The 21,004-nt window shown below is 46.2% G+C and carries 18 protein-coding genes; 8 read left to right on the forward strand and 10 right to left on the reverse strand.

Translation table 11 applies throughout. The annotated features are described in order from the left end of the window. Positions 1-61: 61 nt before the first annotated feature. Genes gspE through gspC form a run of 3 tightly spaced genes read right to left on the reverse strand, consistent with a single transcriptional unit; the run spans position 62 to position 4,594 of the window. The gene (gene gspE / locus P5V12_RS18700; RefSeq protein WP_316954598.1) at positions 62-1,531 is read right to left on the reverse strand and encodes a type II secretion system ATPase GspE; all 1,470 of its coding nucleotides are present in this window, start codon (positions 1,529-1,531) and stop codon (positions 62-64) included. Between the two features lie 5 nt (positions 1,532-1,536). Continuing rightward, positions 1,537-3,582 carry a type II secretion system secretin GspD gene (gene gspD, locus P5V12_RS18705; protein ID WP_410483346.1) on the reverse strand — a complete coding sequence of 682 codons (2,046 nt, stop codon included), beginning with the start codon at positions 3,580-3,582 and terminating at the stop codon, positions 1,537-1,539. Further along, positions 3,575-4,594: a type II secretion system protein GspC gene (gene gspC / locus P5V12_RS18710; RefSeq protein WP_316954600.1), complete on the reverse strand. Its 1,020-nt coding sequence runs from the start codon at positions 4,592-4,594 to the stop codon at positions 3,575-3,577. Before gspC ends, gspD begins: the two co-directional genes overlap by 8 nt. Positions 4,595-4,988: 394 nt before the next feature. On the opposite strand from gspC, the gene P5V12_RS18715 reads away from it, so the two are divergent. Then, on the forward strand, positions 4,989-5,453 hold the full coding sequence (locus P5V12_RS18715; protein ID WP_316954601.1) for a hypothetical protein: 465 nt from the start codon (positions 4,989-4,991) through the stop codon (positions 5,451-5,453). A gap of 21 nt (positions 5,454-5,474) precedes the next feature. Beyond that, on the forward strand, positions 5,475-7,061 hold the full coding sequence (gene gshA / locus P5V12_RS18720) for a glutamate--cysteine ligase (RefSeq protein WP_316954602.1): 1,587 nt from the start codon (positions 5,475-5,477) through the stop codon (positions 7,059-7,061). A gap of 22 nt (positions 7,062-7,083) precedes the next feature. Here gshA and P5V12_RS18725 read toward each other — a convergent pair whose 3' ends face one another. Beyond that, complete coding sequence (locus tag P5V12_RS18725) at positions 7,084-7,533, reverse strand: flagellar basal body-associated FliL family protein (RefSeq protein ID WP_316954603.1); 450 nt, start codon at positions 7,531-7,533, stop codon at positions 7,084-7,086. Positions 7,534-7,764: 231 nt separating this feature from the next. Between P5V12_RS18725 and P5V12_RS18730 the strand changes: the two genes are divergently transcribed. The 4 genes from P5V12_RS18730 (at position 7,765) to P5V12_RS18745 (ending at position 12,929) form a co-directional block, all read left to right on the forward strand. Then, on the forward strand, positions 7,765-8,271 hold the full coding sequence (locus P5V12_RS18730) for a disulfide bond formation protein B (RefSeq protein ID WP_316954604.1): 507 nt from the start codon (positions 7,765-7,767) through the stop codon (positions 8,269-8,271). Positions 8,272-8,390: 119 nt separating this feature from the next. After that, positions 8,391-8,855, forward strand: a complete 465-nt coding sequence (gene rsd / locus P5V12_RS18735; RefSeq protein ID WP_316954605.1) for a sigma D regulator — start codon at positions 8,391-8,393, stop codon at positions 8,853-8,855. A gap of 266 nt (positions 8,856-9,121) precedes the next feature. Continuing rightward, on the forward strand, positions 9,122-11,785 hold the full coding sequence (locus P5V12_RS18740; RefSeq protein ID WP_316954606.1) for a tetratricopeptide repeat protein: 2,664 nt from the start codon (positions 9,122-9,124) through the stop codon (positions 11,783-11,785). Positions 11,786-11,927: 142 nt separating this feature from the next. Next, positions 11,928-12,929, forward strand: coding sequence for a hypothetical protein (locus P5V12_RS18745; RefSeq protein ID WP_316954607.1), 1,002 nt, complete (start codon positions 11,928-11,930; stop codon positions 12,927-12,929). 65 nt (positions 12,930-12,994) lie between these two features. On the opposite strand, the gene P5V12_RS18750 is transcribed toward P5V12_RS18745, so the two are convergent. After that, the gene (locus P5V12_RS18750; protein ID WP_316954608.1) at positions 12,995-13,738 is read right to left on the reverse strand and encodes an FKBP-type peptidyl-prolyl cis-trans isomerase; all 744 of its coding nucleotides are present in this window, start codon (positions 13,736-13,738) and stop codon (positions 12,995-12,997) included. A gap of 360 nt (positions 13,739-14,098) precedes the next feature. Here P5V12_RS18750 and P5V12_RS18755 point away from each other — a divergent pair, with 360 nt between their 5' ends. Further along, a complete protein-coding gene (locus P5V12_RS18755; protein ID WP_316954609.1) occupies positions 14,099-15,058 on the forward strand; it encodes a histidine kinase in 960 nt (319 codons plus the stop codon). A gap of 107 nt (positions 15,059-15,165) precedes the next feature. On the opposite strand, the gene P5V12_RS18760 is transcribed toward P5V12_RS18755, so the two are convergent. From P5V12_RS18760 to rpoH, 5 genes are all read right to left on the reverse strand, one after another. Next, the gene (locus tag P5V12_RS18760; protein WP_316954610.1) at positions 15,166-15,687 is read right to left on the reverse strand and encodes a TIGR02444 family protein; all 522 of its coding nucleotides are present in this window, start codon (positions 15,685-15,687) and stop codon (positions 15,166-15,168) included. A 303-nt stretch (positions 15,688-15,990) separates the two neighbouring features. Then, entirely contained in the window at positions 15,991-16,677 is a 687-nt protein-coding gene (trmB, locus tag P5V12_RS18765; protein WP_316957449.1) for a tRNA (guanosine(46)-N7)-methyltransferase TrmB, read from the reverse strand. A gap of 12 nt (positions 16,678-16,689) precedes the next feature. Then, on the reverse strand, positions 16,690-17,070 hold the full coding sequence (locus tag P5V12_RS18770) for a DUF423 domain-containing protein (protein WP_316954611.1): 381 nt from the start codon (positions 17,068-17,070) through the stop codon (positions 16,690-16,692). Continuing rightward, entirely contained in the window at positions 17,070-17,369 is a 300-nt protein-coding gene (locus tag P5V12_RS18775; protein WP_316954612.1) for a DUF1330 domain-containing protein, read from the reverse strand. The genes P5V12_RS18770 and P5V12_RS18775 overlap by 1 nt, the downstream gene beginning before the upstream one ends. 85 nt (positions 17,370-17,454) lie before the next feature. Then, complete coding sequence (gene rpoH / locus P5V12_RS18780; RefSeq protein WP_316954613.1) at positions 17,455-18,309, reverse strand: RNA polymerase sigma factor RpoH; 855 nt, start codon at positions 18,307-18,309, stop codon at positions 17,455-17,457. Positions 18,310-18,714: 405 nt separating this feature from the next. Here rpoH and P5V12_RS18785 point away from each other — a divergent pair, with 405 nt between their 5' ends. Next, positions 18,715-20,898, forward strand: coding sequence for a hypothetical protein (locus P5V12_RS18785; protein ID WP_316954614.1), 2,184 nt, complete (start codon positions 18,715-18,717; stop codon positions 20,896-20,898). Positions 20,899-21,004 lie beyond the last annotated feature (106 nt).

Here is a 21,004-nt window from a genome sequence, read left to right on the forward strand (position 1 = left end):
CGTTAGAGTAAAGAGGCAATAGCTGTGACCAAAATCCGGGAAAGCAAAACAGAACATAAGCTTATGATGCCGCAGTCACCCGCAACACTTCCTCCACGCTGGTGATACCGGCTATTACTTTATCCCGACCGTCCTGATCGATCCCCTGACCTCGTTGTCGAGCATGTGCTGTCATGGCCTGCTCGCCCACACCTTCGTGAATGAGTTGACGCATTTCATCATCGACAACAATTAATTCATAAATACCTGTTCGCCCTTTGTAACCGGATTGATGGCAACGCTCACAACCGCGGCCTTTGTACACAATCGACCCCTGGGGCAAACGTAACCTTGCACATTCAGATGGCGTGGCTTCGTGGGGTTCTTTACATTCAGAACACAAAACCCGAACCAGACGCTGTGCCATTAAGGCTTCCAAACTGGAAGACAACAGGAAGGGCTCAATACCCATGTCGTGTAATCGGGTTACCGCACCAATGGCGGTATTGGTGTGCAACGTTGAAATCACCAAGTGACCAGTCAAACTCGCTTGCACGGCAATTGCCGCCGTTTCCTGGTCACGGATCTCACCTACCATCACCACGTCCGGGTCTTGACGCAGAATTGCCCGTAATCCACGGGCGAAACTCATATCCACTTTGGCGTTTACCTGAGTCTGGCCAATGCCCGGCAACAGGTATTCGATGGGGTCTTCAATGGTCAAAATATTTCGCGTACGTGAGTTAAGGTGGCTCAACCCAGCATAAAGCGATGTGGTTTTACCGGAACCGGTTGGGCCGGTAACCAAAATAATGCCATGGGGTTTATACAGAGCAGCCTCAAACTCCGTCTGCACGATTTCAGGCATGTTCAATTGCGAAAGACTCAACGCACCTGCTGCCTGATCCAACAAACGAAGTACCACTCGCTCGCCATGAGCAGAAGGAATGGTAGAAACACGGATGTCCACCGCGTGCCCGGCGAGCTTTACGGTGATACGACCATCCTGGGGTATACGTTTTTCTGCAATGTCCAGTTTGGCCATTACCTTTAAACGAGAAACCAGTAATGGAGCCAACATTGGTTTGGGAGACAGGACTTCGTTTAATACACCATCAACACGGAAACGAATCGAAACCCGGTCTTCATAGGGTTCAACATGGATATCGGAAGCTTTTTCCTGCACGGCTTGGGAGAGTACAGCGTTAATCAGGCGAATAATCGGCGCATCGTCCTCACCGGAAAGCAATTCACCGTCTTCAGGAATATCATCCACCAGAGCGGACAAATCAAGGTCAGCCCCCATCTCATCAACAGCCTGCTGCGCTTCGCCATCACTGCTTTGATAGAGTTGAGTAAGCTTTTTACTAAACTCATCCGCGTCCATAAGCTCCATAGCAAAGGGGCGGCCCAGGTAACGACGAACTTCCAGCAGCGTTTGCGGGCTGATGTCTGCCTTATGCAACACCCGTCCATCTTCAACCAACACCCCATAATTGGAGGCAAATGAAAATGGCAGTCGGACGTGAGTAAGAATCGCTTCTTCAGTCACAGGAATTACTCCTCTTCACTGCCGTCGCTGACGCTGTTGTAAAGATCCTGTGGTGTTACCGCTTTCTTGTCTTCCTTTTTAGCCGCGACTTCTGTATCACGGGGACGCATTGCATCCAATTCAGGCAATACCGGCAATACGCTATCCTTCATCAGGAATAGCCCTTTTTCGCGTCGGCCGATCTGCTCGTCACGAATCAGTTTGTATTTTTCAGCGGTTGCTCCGTAGAGGGTCTCGTCATCACGGATGATGGTTGCTTTCAGAAACACCATCAGGTTTTGCTTTTGATGAGCCGCGCCCTGCGACTTAAATAGGTTACCCAGCAGAGGAATACTGCCGAGGATAGGCACTTTGGTTTCAGTTTCCGTTACTTTATCTTCAATCAAACCACCCAATACAATCACTTCACCATCACTTGCCAACACCTGAGTCTTAATGTCTTTCTTGTTAGTGATAATGTCCGATGCCTGTTCACTGGGCGTAATTGATGACACTTCCTGGGCAATATCCAGCAGCACTTTATCGCCTTCGTTAACATGAGGTGTCACGGTTAAGGTAATACCCACATCTTCACGCTGAATGGTCTGGAAGGGGTTTGATACATTTCCACTGCCACCAGTGTTGGAGAAACTACCCGTTACAAAAGGTACGTTTTGACCAACAGAAATGGTCGCTTCATGGTTATCCATGGTCAGGAGCGTTGGCGTTGAAAGGATGTTAGCTTTATCGTTTTGCTTTAACGCATTGAGCACCGCAATAAATTTCTCATCACCTGCTGTACCGGCAACACCAAAGATTTGACCAGTTTTCTTCACTAGACCCGCAGCCAAATCTGCCACTACGGTATCATCATTATCGGTATCACTACCCAACAGGGCAGACCCTATACCAGGTGTACCACTTCGAATAGATGACCCGAAAACACCCTCTTTCGAATTGCTGAACATCCACTCAATACCCAGCTCGTCATTTTTACCCAGAGTAAGCTCAACAATAATGGCCTCAACCAGTACCTGTGCCCGACGAATATCCAAGCGATCAACAACAGCTAGCAGGGAGTCCAGCACTTCACCGGAAGCGGTAATTAACAGAGAGTTGGTATCTTCGTCCGCTTCAACCGTTGCACCCTGTTTGTTTTTGTCGTCCCCTGGGGTCATTTTTGTCATGTTCTGTACGACTTTAGTCAGTACAGTGGCCACTTCTTTCGCTTTGGCGTATTCGAGGTAAATAACCCGCACGTTACCGGTTTGTCGCTGAGGCTTATCCATGCGGCGAACCAGGCGTTTTACGTTTTCACGGTGAACATCTTCACCGCTTACCAAAATAGTGTTGTTGCGTTTATCGGCAACCAACTTCAAACGGCTGCCCTCTGGGCCGGTTTTGGCTTCCTGACTCTGCAACTTGTCCAGCATCTGCACAACATCTGGCGCATGGGCGTACTTCAATTCGATCACTTCCGTTACAGGCAATGCCGCAGTATCAATTTTCTCGATGACTTCCTGCATGCGGGCGATGTTTTCAGCGGTATCGGAAATTACAATAGCGTTACTTGGGCTGTAGGCCGCTAAATGGGAGTGCTGTGGAACCAGAGGACGCAGAACAGGAAGCACTTTGGCCGCAGCAATATTTTTTAGCTGAATAACATGGGTCACATAGCCCTCAGCTTTTTCCTTACTTTTGTTATCAACAACAGGAAGGGGTGCAGAGCGCGCATCTTTTAGTGGAATGACACGAACGACATCGCCCACTTCCACAACGGTGAAATCATGAACTTCAAGCACCGTGCGGAACAGTTCGTAAAGTTCATGTTCATTCAGCGCCTTGTTCGAAATCACTTTTACCCGCCCCTTCACTCTGGGGTCGATAATGATTGTCTTGCCCGTTACATCGGCGACAAACTTGATGACTTCTTGGATATCTGAATCTTTAAAATTGATCGTCCAGGTTTGCTCTGCAGCGTAGCTGTTATTAGAGGGTAAGCTGCCAGCGACAGCCACCATAAAAATCAAACCCATAAATATTGAAGAGTGCTTAAACACGCTACTACCCATCGCCCAAACTAAGATTAATTGAGTATGACTGCCCATCTCGCAACACTTCTAACTGTGCGGAAGGAGCTGCCTTCAAGTTCTGATACACTTCGCGAAGCTTTCTAGGGTCATCCATAGAAATGCCATTTACCGAAGTCACTATGTCATTATTTTTTAAACCGGCCTGTTCAAACAGTTCTCTATCCCGGCCGGGACGGATTCGATACCCCACCATTTTTCCACCCTCACGGTGGATGCTAAAACGGACAACATCACCAACGGACTTTGGCATTTTGCTTGGGGGCACCTGACGAACAATAGTTCGATCTGCATCGTAGGGCGCAGTTCTGCCTTTTGGAGCCTGAGCCGAAGCAACGACTTCAGGGGTCGGTTGACGTTGAGTTTGATCGGGAACCCGAATTTCCCGTTTTGAAATCGCTTTGGAACGCTTGAAATCCTCTTCGGAATACAGCCAGAGGGATTCATAACTGCCGTTGTTGTCCAGTATCACCCGCTGTTCCATCACTTTTGCCAATTTAACACCGGGGTTCTTCAAGGATTCACCAACTTTGTATAGAGCCTGGGTATTGCCATCAGCAATAATCGCATGGGCTTTTTGCGGATCATTGCTGGCCAGAATTCCTTGTAACTTGAGGTTTAACCGAGTGGTGCGGGCGTTATCTTCGATACCGGGAAGCGCTTCTTTTGGCTTGGTTTCCGTAATGACGGGTTCCTTCACCAAATCGCCAAACAAGTTCGCGGTTTGAATACTATCCAGATTCACCACTACCCCGGAGGTCGTTGGCTGGGATACTGGAGGCTTGGCCAATCGAGGTGGAGCAGCCACATCAGGAACAGGCATAACCACCCAAAAGAGTGCAGCCAGGCTTCGGACCGCCCATATAAGTGCGACCGCATAGACCAGTGTTTTCCATACAGAAATTGGCCACTGGCGCACTTTTTCAAAAAAACCGATCAACCGGGCTTGAGCTTGAACTATCGCGGGATTATTTAAAAACTGAGTATCAACCACGGCCACACCTTAGGGAATGCAGTGATAAATCCTCACTCCTCTTCGCCGTATATGAATATGTACTCTCAAGCTTTTCCACGTCTACCGCTCTCTATTCTTGTTCTTAAATCCTAGCAATAACGTATTTTCATGCCGGTATGCCAGTTTATACACCTGTGGGGAACATTGGTATGCCTTCAATTCCGAACTTCAAGTAGATTCTAGATTCTTTCACAATCCCCCTTCAGTATGAACAGAATTTTGCCTGTTTGCTTAGCGAAAATGCTTATGTTTCACCATTTCCAACCTAAAATGTTTCGCCAATGCTTGTATATCCGGGATAAGACCCAATTTAGGGCCATATGTACCCCCCACCTAAATTACTTGCGAGAACTTTTGAGGTAAGCAGTCACTAATGAATCAGGTTTACATTCTCAAGAATCAAAACTCTGCCTACTTGGACAAATCAGGAAACTGGATAGCTGAGGGTGAAACCAGGTCGGTATTCCGCACGGAATTTAAAGATGAGGCGATTAACCAAAAGGTGGAGCATACGGTTAAAAATCCATACTTGCGTATTGAGGTTGTAACCGTCGACCAACTGGACAAGGGGAAGCTTGATATCGACCTGCCAAGACCCAAAGCCCAGCCTGCGACAGAAACAGACAGCGATCTATTTGCCGAAGCCGAAGCCGAAGCCGAAGCCGAAGCCGAAGCCGAAGCCGAAGCCGAAGCCGAAGCCGAAGCCGAAGCCGAGCAGTATTCTCAGAACACTGACGAGAAAAACACAGCAAATCTTTTTACCGAAGATGATACTTTTGAAACACAACCCCTCGATCATCCCAATAACGAGTTAGCTAGCGCAGACCCGAAACAGTAACTTTTAAAAAGGCGGTGCAATTTGTCCGAGCTTGAAATATCCAAAGCGTTACTAGAAAAAAAGAATGCGCCGCTGCTTACCGGCATTATGCGAGGAACCGAACGAGAGGCTCTAAGAGTTGATCCGGCAGGTAATTTTGCACAAACCCCCCACCCCCCCGGACTGGGGTCAGCACTTACTCACCCGCAAATTACCACAGACTTTAGCGAGTCACTGCTTGAGTTCATCACCCCCCCCAGCCATTGTATGGACGATCTGTTTGATAACCTGACCGCCATACAAAAATTCACCCTTGGCCAACTGGATAACGAACTACTCTGGTCTACCAGCATGCCATGCATGCTAGGAGACGATGCCAGCATTCCAGTGGCAGAGTACGGAACCTCAAACAATGGCCTGATGAAAACCCGCTACCGAGTCGGGCTGGGAAATCGCTATGGGCGAACTATGCAAACGGTTGCCGGGGTACATTACAACTTTTCCTTGCCCAGTGCCTTTTGGGCTTTTCTGCACAATGAGGAAAACAGCATTCTCGACCTGCAAAGCTATAGGGATCGAGGCTATTTCGGTTTAATTCGCAATTTTCGCCGCCAGGCATGGTTACTTATATACCTGTTTGGCGCATCGCCGGTTATGTGCCCCAGCTTTGTAAACGGTAGAAAGCATCACCTTGAGTTTGTTGGCACCAAGCAACAAAGCCTTGGTCTGCCTTACGCCACATCCCTGCGAATGGGAGACCTCGGTTACCAAAGCTCAGCTCAAGAAGCGCTGTTTGTATGCTACAACCGACTTGATACCTATCTGAAAACGCTCAGCTGCGCAATCAGCACGCCCCACGCAGACTACGAAAAGATAGGCGTAAAAGACGATGCTGGTGAGTACTTACAACTCAATACAGGGCTACTGCAGATCGAAAACGAGTTCTACAGCGTTATCCGCCCGAAACGAACCACTCACCACGGCGAAACCGCTCTGTCAGCGCTGAGAAATCGCGGGGTGGAATATATTGAGGTGCGCTGCCTTGATGTAGACCCATTTTCTCCTTTGGGGATAAGCGAAACACAAGTCCGATTTTTGGATACCTTCCTGGTGGCATGTGCGCTACAAGCAAGCCCTGAATGTGACCGAGAAGAATCCGACGTTATCGCAGCCAATCAAAAACGGGTGGTAAACCAGGGACGTGATCCCGAACTGTTATTAACAGGCAGGGATAACAAACCGGTAAAACTGCGTGACTGGGGGCTGAATATTATCGACACGCTTCGCCCGGTGGCAGAGCTACTCGACACAGTCCATAAGACAAGTTTGTACCAGGAAAGTGTTGAAATTCAGCGAAATAAACTACTCGCTCCAGAAACTACACCATCAGCCAGAGTGCTCAGCACAATGGAATCACGAGATCAAAACTATCTTGAGTTTGCCCTGCAGAACTCCAGAGAACATCATGAGGCGCTGACATCTTCAGCACTTAACGAACAAACGATTCTTCGCTTCGAAGATATGGCGACAGAATCGGTCTGCGAGCAACAAGCACTGGAAGAAAAAAACAGCGGCGACTTTGACGCATTTCTGAACGATTACTACAGTCAGTACAAATCCTGCAACTGACCTGATTCTTGTAACCGTCCAGTTATTTTTGAATAAACAAGGTATTGAAATAGAGGCCTACCACGGCTTCCGGTGCAATACCTTCTTCCTGTTTGAGCACCTTTCGCACTTCCTCCAGCGCATCTCTGCGCATAGCTTCCTTGCCCTCTTGCGAACCAATGGTTTCGTTAGTCTGCCCGGCAAAAAGCATCACCAGGTTATTGCGGATATACGGCATATGGTGACGAACAGCATTCGCGGTTTCGGCATCAGCCAAACGCACTGCCACTTCTGCTTTTAAGTATCGTAAACGTCCGGCTCCACCGTAATTAACAACAAACTGTGGCTTTAAGGGAATGTAAATTGCGGTTGCCGGAATAGCCTCTCCTTCAGCTCCAGCTTGAGAGACGTCAGACTCTTCTGGCGGTGCGTCCTCTGCCCACAGAAACACACTCAGTAAAATACCCGCAGCCAGCAGAGCAATTCTTCTCATAACCACCTCAATATGCACATTTGATTTAACGCTTTGCATCTTTTAGCTTAGACAATTCCGTTTACAACGTCACTTTAGGCCACGACAAGCCGAAAAGTGATGAACTTTTGACGGTCACTTAACTCGAAATAGCCAAAAATAGCCGCCAAGATCAATTGCATTATTTGGCGCTTAAGGTATAAACCGATATAACTAACAATCACAATAACACTTTGCTGAACAAGGCCACTTATGTTTTTTCTAACCAAACCACGCAATATTCTGCTTATCGTTTATCTGGGTTGTATCGGACTAATGATGGGGGCGATGTATTTTCAGCATATTCTCAAGCTTGAACCCTGCCCTCTATGTATAACTCAACGGGTTTTTGTCATTAGCGTGGGGTTAGTTGCATTCGGATTTTGGTATAGCAACCCGAAAACCTCATTACTAAAAATTGGGTTTGCGCTAAACGTTTTGCTGGCAGCCGGCGGTGGAAGCATTGCGATACGCCAGCTCTGGCTGCAGAGCTTGCCGGAAGAACTCGCTCCTGCATGCGGTCCAAGCTTAACCTATATGTTCGAAACACTTCCGTTTTGGAATGCTATTTCAGTGCTATTTGCCGGTGACGGGAACTGTGCAGAAGTCGTTTGGACATTATTTGGCATCAGTATCCCCGGCTGGACCCTCGTAGCTTTTATAGGTTTATGTTTTATACACCTATGGGGACTATTCCAATTGTTTACCAGTAAGAGCTGACGAGCTGAATTGCGGCTTGCCCTGATGATATAGATCGCCTATCTTATCCACTTTCTTTGGAACGGTGTGGCCTTGCCGGTTGCGCCCTAAGTAAGTAGTTTGATTTAAGGCGTTAATAAATGTTAGATAACTGTAAGACCGCGCAAGAGCGCTGGGGTGGAGTAAGCGAAATCATCGACCGCTGGCTGGAAGAGCGTCAGCAAATGCTCGTGTTATTTTGTGCTCTTTCAGAGATTCTGGAAGATGAGGAAAACGAACAACGAGCACCCAAACTCAAATCCATGTGCGAGATCATGGTGGATTACACCTCTGCCGGACATTTTGAAGTCTATGACCAGTTAGTGAAGGAAGGGCGAGAGTTTGATGATACCGAAGGCTTGAAAGAAGCGTCAGAGTTATTCAAAACGATTGATTCAACCACCGAGGAAATTCTGGATTTTAACGACAAGTACCAGGAAACTGACGACCTTGATACCATTGGTGTCGACCTTTCAAAATTGGGCGAAGTACTCGCCAGCCGGTTTGAAGCAGAAGATCGCATGATTGAAGTTCTGCACATAGCCAACAAAGATAAAGTCGTTTAATCCGTTTTCTATTCTCGCGAGGCTATTTCTATACCGAGCCTTCTCGCTCAAGCCACGCCTCGCGTATTTTATTTGTACATTTTTCGTAAAAACCAACGAAACAAAGCCCGCTTTGTGAAACAGCCTCTTACCTTTCTCCGTTCTATTCTCCGACTTATGCTAACTATTGTTGCACTGCTGTAGTATTATCGGTGGCCAGTGCGGTTACCACCAACTCCAACTACAAGGTAATTGCGAGATTTTCTTTTAAGACCTGGGATATGAGCATGGCATTATTGAAAATAATTCACCCAACCTCTTTTCGTTCAAATGCACTTCACCCCCTAAAGATTGCTTGTCTAATACTTCTATCACTTTTGCTTACCAGCTGCTTCGACTCAGAAGAAGACAAGCAAAAACTCAGTGAAAAACATTTGATGCAATCTGCTTCTTATCTAGAGCAAGGCCAGTTCGGCGCTGCAATGATCGAAGCTCGCAATGCAATCAAGAATAGCCCCCAAGCCCCAGAAGGCCATATTGCCCTGGCGAAATGCTTTATTGCATTGGGCAATCACAAATCTGCCATCATGCAGCTTGAACAAATTAGCCCCGAAGCAAATTCCGACTATATTCTTACTTTGGCAGAAGCCTATATTGCCCGCGGTAAATATAAATCTGCCAACATTATGCTTAGCGGCAATACCAAGCTTTTACAAAGCGTGAACCCTTACCAATACCAAATTCTTAAGGGCAATGCTGAAGCCGGTCTTGGAAAACTCAGTGAAGCGATAAACCGCTATAAAAAGGCTCGATCATTAGAACCCTCTAAAGCAGAACCCAAACTTCGCCTAGCAGAAATATACATCATGCAAAACGAGCAGGGGCCTGCTCAAGAAATGATTGACTCTTTGCTTGAAGAGAATAGCGGAGAGGCAGATGTCACACTGTTTCAGGCCAAGCTGGCACTGAAAGAGAAAAACCTTGAGAAAGGTGAAAAATTGCTAACCGCCGCTCTGACCCAAATGCCAACCACAGACATCATGACTCCCAAGCGCGCCAGAGTGATCTCCGCGTTGGCAGAAGTCTTAACCAGACTGGGAAGAAGCGCGGATGCGTTGATCTATACCCGTTCGATAGCGAAAGCTTATCCCGGGGCACAAAACATCAAAAACCAGTATGACGAAGCCGTTACACTCTACAAAGACGGTAAACTGGACAAAGCTGAAGCGGTATTAATCGCCCTGTTAAAAGAAACTCCCGGACATGAGAAAGCGGGTCAGTTGCTGGGAATTATTAATTATTTTCAGGGAGACCTCGATGAAGCCGAATACTACTTCAACGAGAATATCGACCCTGAAATCTCCTCTAACGCGGAAAAACAGGTTGTTGCTCTTACCAGTCTGCGCCTGAACAAACCGGAAGATGTATTAAAAATCTTGGGTTCGGGTATTCAGTCATCCAAGGATCCTTCCAATTTAACTCTTTACGGCTTGGCAAAGCTCAGCAGTGGAGAACAAGAAGAGGGCATCGGCTATCTGCGTAAAGCGCTGGAGATTGCACCGGAAAAAACACATATTTATTTAGTGCTCGCCAATTACTTCAACAACGCAACGCCAAGCCAGCCAGATAAGGCTTTAGCAGAGATTCAACGTGCCTATAAGGCGGTGCCTGATGACGCCATAATTCACGAAGCGCTGGTACGTCAGCAGTTAATGATGGGCAATAGTGAGGGGGCTGAAACTACCGTAACACGAGTACTGAGCAAGTACCCCAAAAAATATTCCAGCTACTTACTTGCAGGCCAGCTTTCCCAGTTCAAGGGAAAAACCGCAGATGCGCTTAACCACTACCAACAAGCACTTGCACTTGCGCCTAGCAACTCTGCAGCGGCATTGAAGGTTGCTCAATCCCAATATTTCTTGAGACAGTGGCAAGAGGCCTTCGACTCCTATAAGAAAGTGATTGAGCTACAACCTGAGAAAATTGAAGGCTATAAGGGATTATTGAGCTCCGCCAACGCGATGAACAAATCGGATAGTGCAGTTAGCTTTATTGAGCAGCAAAACGCCAAAACGCCTAACGTAACCGCCTACATTGCCGTTGCTTTAGACTCAATAAGACGAGGCGATTACACCGCTGCCGAAAGCTACCGGGATAAAGCGAATGATATAAGTGAAAACAACCCAACAGTTCAAAAGCTTAGTGCAGCTATTTGGTACGCAAAAGCCAAGCAAGCCAAAGATTCCGAAAACTATAAAGACGCAAAGCAATTTGCTCTTAAAGGTCTGCAACTTGATTCTGATAGCCCGTTACTATTGACTCTGTTAGCCGAATCAGAAATCAAAGCAGAGCAATACGAACAAGCCGCTCAGGTGATCGAACAAATCAAGGAAACCAACGAAATTCTCGGCTTGCATCTTCAAGGCGATTTAAACAACGCGCAGAAATATTTTGCCAGCGCTTTAGATAGCTACGAAAAAGCCTGGGATAAACAGCCTTCCGATTTACTTGGCTTTAAAATTTATCACCTACTTGGTACTTCAGGTCATAAAGAAAAAGCCGAGAAATTCCTTGATACTTGGGTTGAAGCCCTACCGAACGCTGTAAGAGCGAGAACCACGCGTAGTGCGATATATATTCAGCAAGGTCAACTAAAAGCAGCACAGTCGGATTTAGAAGCGGGTCTGGTAACAGCTCCCAATTCGCCCGTTATGCTCAACAATCTTGCATGGATATACCAGCAGTTAAATGACTCGCGCGCGCTGACGGTTGCTGAAAGGGCTTACAAATTGGCTCCCGGCGATGCCAATATATTGGATACCTACGGATGGATATTAGCCCAGTCTGGACAAAATGATCGAGCGATCCCAATTCTGGAAAAAGCACTGGAGAAGCAACCGGATAACGAAGAAATTAAAAAGCATTTAGATGCAGCTAAAACAGCACACTAAACACGCTGATCAGCCCGGTGATAACACCGGGCTCTTTCCTCTCCCCCAACCCCCTAGTTTTCTCCCGCTTCCACCTCCCCCATAGCAACTCACTCTACTGCAAGTGCTATGCTATTAGCATTACTGTTTATTAAGAATGAACATGCATATACATAAAACATGGCTACGACTTTTCTTTGGGGTAACAACTGTTTTCTTATCCGGTTGTGACACATCGCTTTCTCCGAACCAATCTTTTGAAGTGGCGGTAAAAGGTGTTCACTCGTCCAGTATCAGCGAGGACGGTTCTATGGCCGTAATCGGTTCGATACATCATGGCGGCAGTTTGTGGACAACCGCGGATCAAGAACGACACTTTAACTGGAACCATCGCCCCCAAGAAACAACCACTATTCAAGCCTGTGATTTTAGCTTTAACGGCAAATGGGCAGTCACTGCAGACCCTCACACAATCGTCCTTTGGAATACAGCAACAGGACAAGGTGATCGATTTTGGACTGCCCCAGGGGAAATCCTCGATATCGAACTCGGTCCCGGCGCAAACTTTGCCTTGCTCGGCTTGGACGACAATAGCGCTGTGATTTTTGATATTCGTAACGGTGGGATAAAAAGGCGTTTTGAACACGGCAACCGCGTCCGTAGTGTCGATATATCTCAGGATGGGAAACTCGCACTCACAGGTAGCGAAGACTTTACCGCAAGAGTTTGGGATATACCTTCAGGTAAGCAATTAATTCAAATTAAACACGAGGACGATGTTCAACTTGTTGAAATTTCTGACGACGGAAGCATGGCCCTTTCCGTGAGCAAATACGATAAAGCTCTGCTTTGGAATACAGACACAGGCGAAGCAATTGGAGAGATCCCCTTAAATGCAGAACGCTTGAAAAGAGGTTTGCATTTCACAGCCGCACGTTTCAGCAATGACAACCAGCTTTTATTAACAGGTCGGCCAGATCAAATTGTCGAACTTTGGGAAACAGCCACTTTGCGCAAAATTGCCAGCTGGAAACTACCAAAAAGAGATGCCTGGAAACCGACTTCTGCGGCGGTTATTGCTGTCGCCTTTTCGTCAACCCCAAATCATTTTCTCGCCACGGCATCAAATGGTTTCATTCATCATCTAACCGTACCATCAGAGTAATTCCACCCCACTAATGATAGAAAAAAGGCCGCAAAAGCGGCCTTTTTAGTAGAAGAAAATATATCTTATTTTGCTGCTTCAGCAGGCTTTTGCTCTTCTTTTACGATATCCAACAATTCCATTTCAAAAACCAGAGTTGAGTTTGGAGGAATACGTTGAGTACCACCAGCACCATAACCAAGCTCAGATGGAATAAATAGCTTCCACTTATCACCAACCTTCATTAGCGGTAATGCTTCAACCCAACCAGGAATCAAGTGTGCAACTTTGAACACTGCAGGTTCACGGTTAAGTGAGCTATCAAACTCGGTGCCATCCAGTAAGGTTCCACGATAGTGAACTTTTACTTTATCGTCTTTGGTTGGAGATGCCCCATCACCAGAAGTCAAAGCTTCATATTGGAGACCGGATTCGGTTGTGGTTACACCTTCACGCTTACCGTTTTCCGCAAGGAAATCCTTACCTTTTTGCAGATTTTCATCCGCCATTTGCTTCATTTGCTCACGACGCTTGGCCTGACTTTCAGTTTGGAAAGCAACCATCGTCGCCTGCATTTCCTCATCACTTAAACGAGGATCTTTATCTTCACGTGCATCCTGGATCGCCTGAACCATAGCCTGTGTGTCTAACTCGAAACCAACAGACTTTGTTTTTCGAGCGATATCGTAACCAAAGATGTAACTGACTTTTTTATCTAGCGAGTCAAGCTCTACATCTGCCGGCGCGGCATCGGTCGCCCCATCTTTTTTACAGCCGGTCAACATAACTAATGCTGAGGCTACCCCAATCATCATTATTCGCTTTTTCATAAGGCACCTTTATTATGGACCCCATACGGTCCTACCAATTGTCGTCGCGCCAGTATATAGAATGCTTGGCGATGAATACAAACTTAGTACAATAGATAGGCGCGGTGTTCCACAAAGTTTGCATTTTTCCCCTGAATACAAGGCTAACCGCTGTATTTGTAAAGAAACTGCCGTATAAACCTTTTTATATTTGATCTAGGCATGATTCTGAGATCAGATTATCTAACAAAAGCTTTGTACTCTTTGCCTTAAGATGTATTATTGCTTTTGCTGAAAAAACGTACTTGTCGGCGTTTACTGAGCTATCATTTTTTTGCATCAATTGTTGTCCAACTTATAAAAACATACCGGGTATAGATCATGGCTGCCAGAAAAAAAACTATTGATTCTGTGGTAGATCTCGAAAATCAAATTGCTAAGGTCTCTGCGCAACTTGATAAAGAGCGAACCAAAAAAGTCACCAATGCCGAAAAAGCTGCATCAGCCGCTCAAAAAAAAGCGGTAAGCGAAAAGGCTAAACTCGCCAAATTAAGCGAAAAAGCCAAAGCAGCAGCAACAGCGGCTAAAGCTAAACCAACCGCAGCAGCGAAGAGTAAAGTTGCAAAAGCGAAAGAGGCTGTCGCAGCGCAACGCAGCGTGGTTAAAACTGCAACCGAAGCTTTAGCTCAGGCAAAAGTTGAGCTAGCTTCAGCAAAAACAGCTAAGGCTAATGCTGATGCAATCGCTAAAATCGCTACTAAAGCAGTTAAGCAATCTTCTCCCAAGAAAAAAGCAACACGAAAAAAAGCAGCAGCAAAAAAATCAACCGCTAAAGCAGCAGCCTCAGCTAAATCCGCTGCAGAGGATAAAAAGGCGCCTGCAAAAAAGGCGGCCGTCAAGAAGGCTCCTGCGAAGAAGAAGGCTGCTACAGCTAAAGCAAAACCAGCAGCCAAAAAAGCAACGGCTAAGAAATCAGCGTCGAAGAGTAAAGCCGAGGTAGCTAAACCAGAAGTTAAAAAAACAGAGGCTCCTAAACCTACCAAATCCAAGCCTGTAGAGAAAAAACCTGCTCCTGCTCCAGTTATTAAAGAAGAAAAACCTGCAGTTACAGAGAGCAAACAGCCGGTTGTTAAACCAGAACCAGTGGCTGTAGAAAAACCTGCCCCTATCGTGGAAGAAAAGGCACCGGTAGTTGTACCTCCTTCAACTCCTGTGGTCGCTACTCCAGAAGTGGAAGACAAACCTGCTGCACCAGTGGCACCACAACCTGAGGTAGAGAAAAAAGAGGAAGAACCAAAACCTTTTTCTCCTTCATCAGGCAGCCTATTTGGCGACAATTAATTCTGATCTTGTATAAAAAAACCACCTGCTTTCAGGTGGTTTTTTCGTTTTACGTCTTTCATTATTAGAGCGACCGATACCGCAAGGTAACCCAGCCTGCCCTGTTGTTAAGCCACATTTTTTTGGCAATAACTGACAATCCCTCTTGCCTTCTCATATGAAGCAGGAATTCCCAAAAACTCCAGATAAAATTCCAAACTCATTGGATCAAAAGAATCCGGCATAACCTCAGCAAAGCGCTCGCTTAAATCCTGTAACCTCTGAATAAGAATTTTTTCGATTAACAATTCTGCACCACTAAGATGCTTACATATCATTTTAGTCTGCACCCGGGTAAACAACTCTGTAGACTTAATATGATTTCTGAGTTCTCTGACTTTGGATACCGTGGTTTGAGAAACCGAATCTACCGCAATCAATACGTCATCGATGGTTTCTTTCGAGATATCTATCTCATTTACCTCTAACCACACACACCAGAAGATTATATTGATATTCGCCCCATACTCGTCTTGCAGGCGATGCAATAGTGTCTTGAGTTTTTCTGACTCATAGAGAGAACAGGAAAAGTCCCACAAAGGCTGACGCCAGAGGACCTTTGCAGTTTGAACCGACTCTGCTGTAACCATTGTTCAAATCCTAAAAACTAAACACCTGAAAACCGAATAATCCAGCTATGCGCGAACGTTTACGTATTGTTGTCGTGCTTGCAAATGCTTTTGCTTATACCGCATTATATTTCAATGCATACATTTGCGCGGAACGTCCCATTGTCGTCAAATACACATCTTAATTCCATGACATCATTCGCATTTGGTGAAACAGACTATTGATTTAGCTCTTAGAGTTTAAATAGTATCGAACCGCGAGTGTTCTAACTTAAAAAAATGAGCAGGTCACACACCGGCAGCATCCCTGCCAACACAATGCCATTAACTTTTTTGAAACACGATGTCCCACACACCGTGACCAAGCTTTTCTCCCCGGGCCTCAAATTTGGTATTCGGTCTATATTCAGGCTTAACAGAGAACAAATACTGCCCAGCACAATTTTCATATCCATCCGCCGTCGACATGACCTCCATGGCATATTCTGCATATTCCTCCCAGTCTGTCGCCATATGAAAAATACCACCGGGCTTCAATTTGTCCCGAATTAGCTGGACAAATTCCGGCTGTAAAATCCTTCTCTTGTTGTGCTTTTTTTTATGCCAGGGGTCTGGAAAAAAGAGCTGAAATCGATCCAGACTATTTAGGGGTATACAATCTTCAAGTACATCCAGCGCATCTGCCATATAAACTTTTAGATTTTTTACTTCCTCTTTTCCGGCACAACTAATTAAACGACCAACCCCAGGGGGGTGCACCTCAATCCCAATAAAATTGGTTTCCGGTGAGGATTTTGTCATTTGTAGAAGGGAGTCACCCATGCCAAAACCCACTTCAAGTACAACCTCACCACCTTCGGGAAATATCTCTGATAATTCGATTGGGCCGTCAAAAAGACTCAACCCATACTGCGGCCACCATTTATCAAAAGCGGACCTCTGCCCATCGGTCATTCTACCGGCTCGGATAACATAACTACGAATGGGTTTTTTCTTATATTCCGGTTTCACTTCTTCTCTCATTTAGTTCATTTTTAATGCTGCAAAAGTTAGACACGCCCAAGCTCCGATAAAACAGAGGCCACCAACAGGCGTTATCGGCCCCAGCCATCTAGGAGCACCAAAAGCCAGGGCATACAAACTTCCAGAAAACAAAATCATACCCACGATAAAAAGCATCGCGCTCGCACTCAACGCCTTGCTCGCCCCGTAACGAAACATAAGACATGCCACAATTGCCAGGGCAAAGGTATGATAAAACTGATATTGAATGCCGGTCTGATAGGCATGGAATAGAGGCTCAGATATTTTGCCTTTCAAACCATGGGCACCAAAAGCACCGAGTATTGTGGCCAGACATCCGCTAGCTGCACTTATCGCTAAATAAAATTGAGGCGCACTCATTAACCCGCAACCCCTTCCGCCGGGACCAACTTCATAGAACATCGAGCACCAGCCAAACGCTTCTCTTTGTATGGTCGATACTGTTCACAGTTATAGAAACCCAATGCAGCATCTTTTGAAGGAAATTCGGCGATAAGTAGAAATTGAGGCTTCTCAGTGCCTTCGAGTACATCCACCTGGGATGAGCGAGTCAGATAACGACCACCATGGGATACAACCATAGGTGTAACAGCCTCAATGTATTCGGGCACCCAGGCTGGGTCAATCAGGTTAACTTCAATCGTAATATAATGCCTCACTTACTTTTCTCCATTAATTTACTCGATTTATAACGTAAAAAAGCCGCTGTAAAAGCGGCTTTTCGTAATGACTTAAATTAAGCGTTTAGGCTTCCATATGCGCACGCATTTTCTTCATGGCGTTCTTTTCAAGCTGTCGAATGCGCTCCGCGGAAACACCATATTTCGCTGCAAGATCATGCAGTGTGGCTTTTTCCTCACTCAACCATCGCTGTTGAAGGATATCCCGGCTTCGATCGTCAAGCTCTTCCAACGCCAATTCCAGGCCTGTTACACTGTTTTCGCTCCAGTCAGCATCTTCCAATAATGTGGAAGGATCGAAGCGTTTATCTTCAAGATAATTTGCAGGCGCCTGAAATGCAGTGTCATCGTCATCATCTGCACCAGCATCAAAAGCAGTATCAAAAGCAGATAACCGACCTTCCATTTCATGCACATGCTTTACTTCAACGTTCAAGTCTTCAGCAATCGCTTTGGCTTCGTTGTTAGTTAACCATGAAAGCTTTTTCTTTTGCCCGCGAAGATTAAAAAACAATTTACGCTGAGCTTTAGTGGTTGCAATCTTAACTATGCGCCAATTACGAAGAATGAATTCATGGATTTCGGCTTTAATCCAGTGCACAGCAAAAGATACCAGTCGAACGCCCTTTTCAGGGTTGAAACGCTTTACTGCCTTCATTAATCCAACATTGCCTTCCTGAACCAGATCGGCCTGACTTAAGCCGTATCCAGCATAGGATTTTGCAATATGAACCACAAAACGCAGGTGCGCCATGACCAACCGTCGGGCGGCTTCAAGGTTCTCTCTGTAATAAAGATCCTCTGCAAGCTGCTTTTCTTCTTCAGCAGTAAGTACAGAAAAGCTGTTGACCGCCGTAATGTAAGCGTTCAAATTCTGACCTGGAGCCAGAGCTTGCACCGTCTGTAGGCTTGTTCCCATTCATAACCTCCAAAAATTTCACCGCAGGAGTTTAGCACTCCCCGATGGAGTTATCCACATGCTGATTTTGGGCTAATACGAGGAATATTCAAGCACATCAAATGTGAAAAAAATATGTACGAATAAATTCCCATATTTAAACCACCCATTTTACTCGGGTTTAGAGCAACGCCCACCATAAGAGTTCCCTAATATTCCTTTCTATCTTGAAGACTATCACGCCACATATGGCCAATATTGGGCGAGAGATCACCTTTTGGGGTGCCATTTTTCGCAAAAACTGTCGTTTCTGTCGCGTAGAATAAGGAAAAGCTCAATAGAATGATTTACCTCAAACGTATTGATTCATCTATTGATTTGTATAGCTAGAATGTCAGTTTGCATAACCGCCTAAAAGGATATCGAATGAGCCTTTCTTTAATTTTTACCTTCGTTACCCGTTGCCGATCCGCTTTAATCTTAACAGCGTTTCTCGGCATACTAAGCGCATGTAGCGAAGGTGACGGCAGTAAATCGTTAGTCGCCAAACCCGACTCACCTACTGACAGTTCGAGTTCCAGCTCAAACTCCAGTTCTTCGGGATCGACTTCAGGCTCAAGCTCGAGCTCCAGTAGCGGCTCATCTGGCCCCCCCCCAGTATTCAAAACAGCAAGTATCGTTCTAAATACACAACTGATCAGTCATTTGAGCGGTATGCTGCAAACCAACCATGCAGCTGCCGTACGCTTTAAAGACATAGTCGACTTGCAACTGGCCTCTGGTGGCGTCTACGGTTTTGAGCAATGGTTTGCCGCATTAATGTATCAACTCACCGAGGAACCCCAATACTGCCAATACGCAGTGGCAAACATAGATGAATTCGTCCGGGGAGAAGAAACGCTTATCAACTCAGGCCAAAAAGCAGAGGTTTCGGGCGATAGCTACCTACATTCCGGCGGTACAATTGGTGATATTGCTTTGGTTCGCGACTGGTGTTCAAGCTTCCTTACCAGCGACATGGTCAGACGTTGGAGAGATTACGCTGACCAAACCGTGTACAACATTTGGAACCCCACCTCCGCTTCGTGGGGAGGGGTGACCTACACTTGGAGTGGCTGGTCAATAGACAACCCTTACAACAATTATTACTACAGTTTCCTTGAAGCCACCATGCTCACGGGCCTCGCATTTAAAAATGACGGCTTAACATACGGAGCTCAAGGTAAGTGGGAAGATATCTTTTTCAAAACCAAGATCACCGACCAATTAATCCCAATATTCAACGCCGAACTCGTCGGTGGAGGCTCTCGGGAAGGTACCGGATACGGATCTTCCCTTAGAGACCTTTACCGCCTATTCGATTGGTGGCGTCAAAGCGGTGGGACAGATATTACGACCCTGACCGACCATGCATTGGAAAATAGTTATTACATGGTTCACGCGTTAATGCCAACAGGAGATTACCTGGTGCCTTTTGGTGACCACGCGAGAGACTCTTCTGCCGCCTTCTTTGACTATCACCGTACATTGATGCTCGAATCGGCCTTTTTACACCCACAAGAAGCTATTTCCGGTGTGGTAAAAACGCAACTGGCGAACAGCAGTGTTACTCGACAGTATCACCGCTTTAACTTTGTCTACGATTTTCTCTACGCTTTAGACGATATTCCTGCACAACAACCGGATATTCTCAACAACAGTTACTACGCTTCAGGCACCGGCCATCTATTCAGCCGAACCGACTGGACGTCAAGCGCTGCGCATTTTTCAACAACGATTGGCCCATTTACCGAGTCCCATGATCACCGGGATAAAGGTGGTTTCTACCTCTACAAAAACGAGTGGCTGGCCTACGACCAGCAGATCAATACCCACTCAGGTATTCGGGCTGAAGAAGAGTTCCATAACGTTGTTCGTATTGTAGACCAGGCAACTAGCGAAACGGTCACCACAACCTGGGATGCACCAGCACCCAATATTTTTGGTATGACAAACACGGCTAATTGGTTGTGGGTCGCGGTAGATACCAAGCCAATATACGATTACACCTCCCCAAGCCACAGCCAAAAACTGGATCAAGCCCGCAGAGAGATGGTATTTATCAAAGAGGGTGCATTGGTTGTGTTAGACAAGGTTACGGATAATGCCTCTTCCGATACCCGGAAAATCTGGCAACTCAATACGCCATTTTCACCAACGGTAAACGGCAACAATTACCTGATGCAAGGGGGTATGTCATCACTTGAGCTTATCCCTCTAGTCCCCAACCCCAGTACCTCCACAAAAGCCGTGGTAAGTTACAGTGGTATGGAAGATATCGTCAGCCGCTACACTGATGCTGCAGGTAATCTCACCACCGGCTACCGGATTGAAATCAGCTCAACAGATGCGCAGGCCTATTTCCTGAACGTTCTGGATATTGACGGCTTGATTAACACCGCATCAGTCAGCGAAAACACAGCTGAGTACATCGTCACCATCAACTTTAACGGCGGAACTACTTACACAATCCGCTTTAACAAAAATGCGATGGGAGGTTCGTTACAGGAGAACGCAGGCGCAGTCGTTGCACTGGATGCAGGGATAGAAAGCTGGAATGCACTGAAATAATGTGAGAAGGATCGCTTTCGATCAATTTACTGTCAGAGAGCGATCACTCATAAAATATTACGTTAGATATGCGCTTGGCCTCGCGCGCTCTATTAGAGCAGCCCAA

It is taken from the genome of Teredinibacter sp. KSP-S5-2, from assembly GCF_032773895.1.
Classification (GTDB): domain Bacteria; phylum Pseudomonadota; class Gammaproteobacteria; order Pseudomonadales; family Cellvibrionaceae.

Excerpts from the sequence above, each read along its gene's own strand:
- gspD (WP_410483346.1), bottom strand. The coding sequence starts at position 3,582 with ATGGGTAGTAGCGTGTTTAAGCACTCTTCAATATTTATGGGTTTGATT.
- P5V12_RS18715 (WP_316954601.1), top strand. The coding sequence starts at position 4,989 with ATGAATCAGGTTTACATTCTCAAGAATCAAAACTCTGCCTACTTGGAC.
- P5V12_RS18725 (WP_316954603.1), bottom strand. The coding sequence starts at position 7,533 with ATGAGAAGAATTGCTCTGCTGGCTGCGGGTATTTTACTGAGTGTGTTT.
- P5V12_RS18730 (WP_316954604.1), top strand. The coding sequence starts at position 7,765 with ATGTTTTTTCTAACCAAACCACGCAATATTCTGCTTATCGTTTATCTG.
- rsd (WP_316954605.1), top strand. The coding sequence starts at position 8,391 with ATGTTAGATAACTGTAAGACCGCGCAAGAGCGCTGGGGTGGAGTAAGC.
- P5V12_RS18740 (WP_316954606.1), top strand. The coding sequence starts at position 9,122 with ATGGCATTATTGAAAATAATTCACCCAACCTCTTTTCGTTCAAATGCA.
- P5V12_RS18745 (WP_316954607.1), top strand. The coding sequence starts at position 11,928 with ATGCATATACATAAAACATGGCTACGACTTTTCTTTGGGGTAACAACT.
- P5V12_RS18750 (WP_316954608.1), bottom strand. The coding sequence starts at position 13,738 with ATGAAAAAGCGAATAATGATGATTGGGGTAGCCTCAGCATTAGTTATG.
- P5V12_RS18755 (WP_316954609.1), top strand. The coding sequence starts at position 14,099 with ATGGCTGCCAGAAAAAAAACTATTGATTCTGTGGTAGATCTCGAAAAT.
- P5V12_RS18760 (WP_316954610.1), bottom strand. The coding sequence starts at position 15,687 with ATGGTTACAGCAGAGTCGGTTCAAACTGCAAAGGTCCTCTGGCGTCAG.
- P5V12_RS18770 (WP_316954611.1), bottom strand. The coding sequence starts at position 17,070 with ATGAGTGCGCCTCAATTTTATTTAGCGATAAGTGCAGCTAGCGGATGT.
- rpoH (WP_316954613.1), bottom strand. The coding sequence starts at position 18,309 with ATGGGAACAAGCCTACAGACGGTGCAAGCTCTGGCTCCAGGTCAGAAT.
- P5V12_RS18785 (WP_316954614.1), top strand. The coding sequence starts at position 18,715 with ATGAGCCTTTCTTTAATTTTTACCTTCGTTACCCGTTGCCGATCCGCT.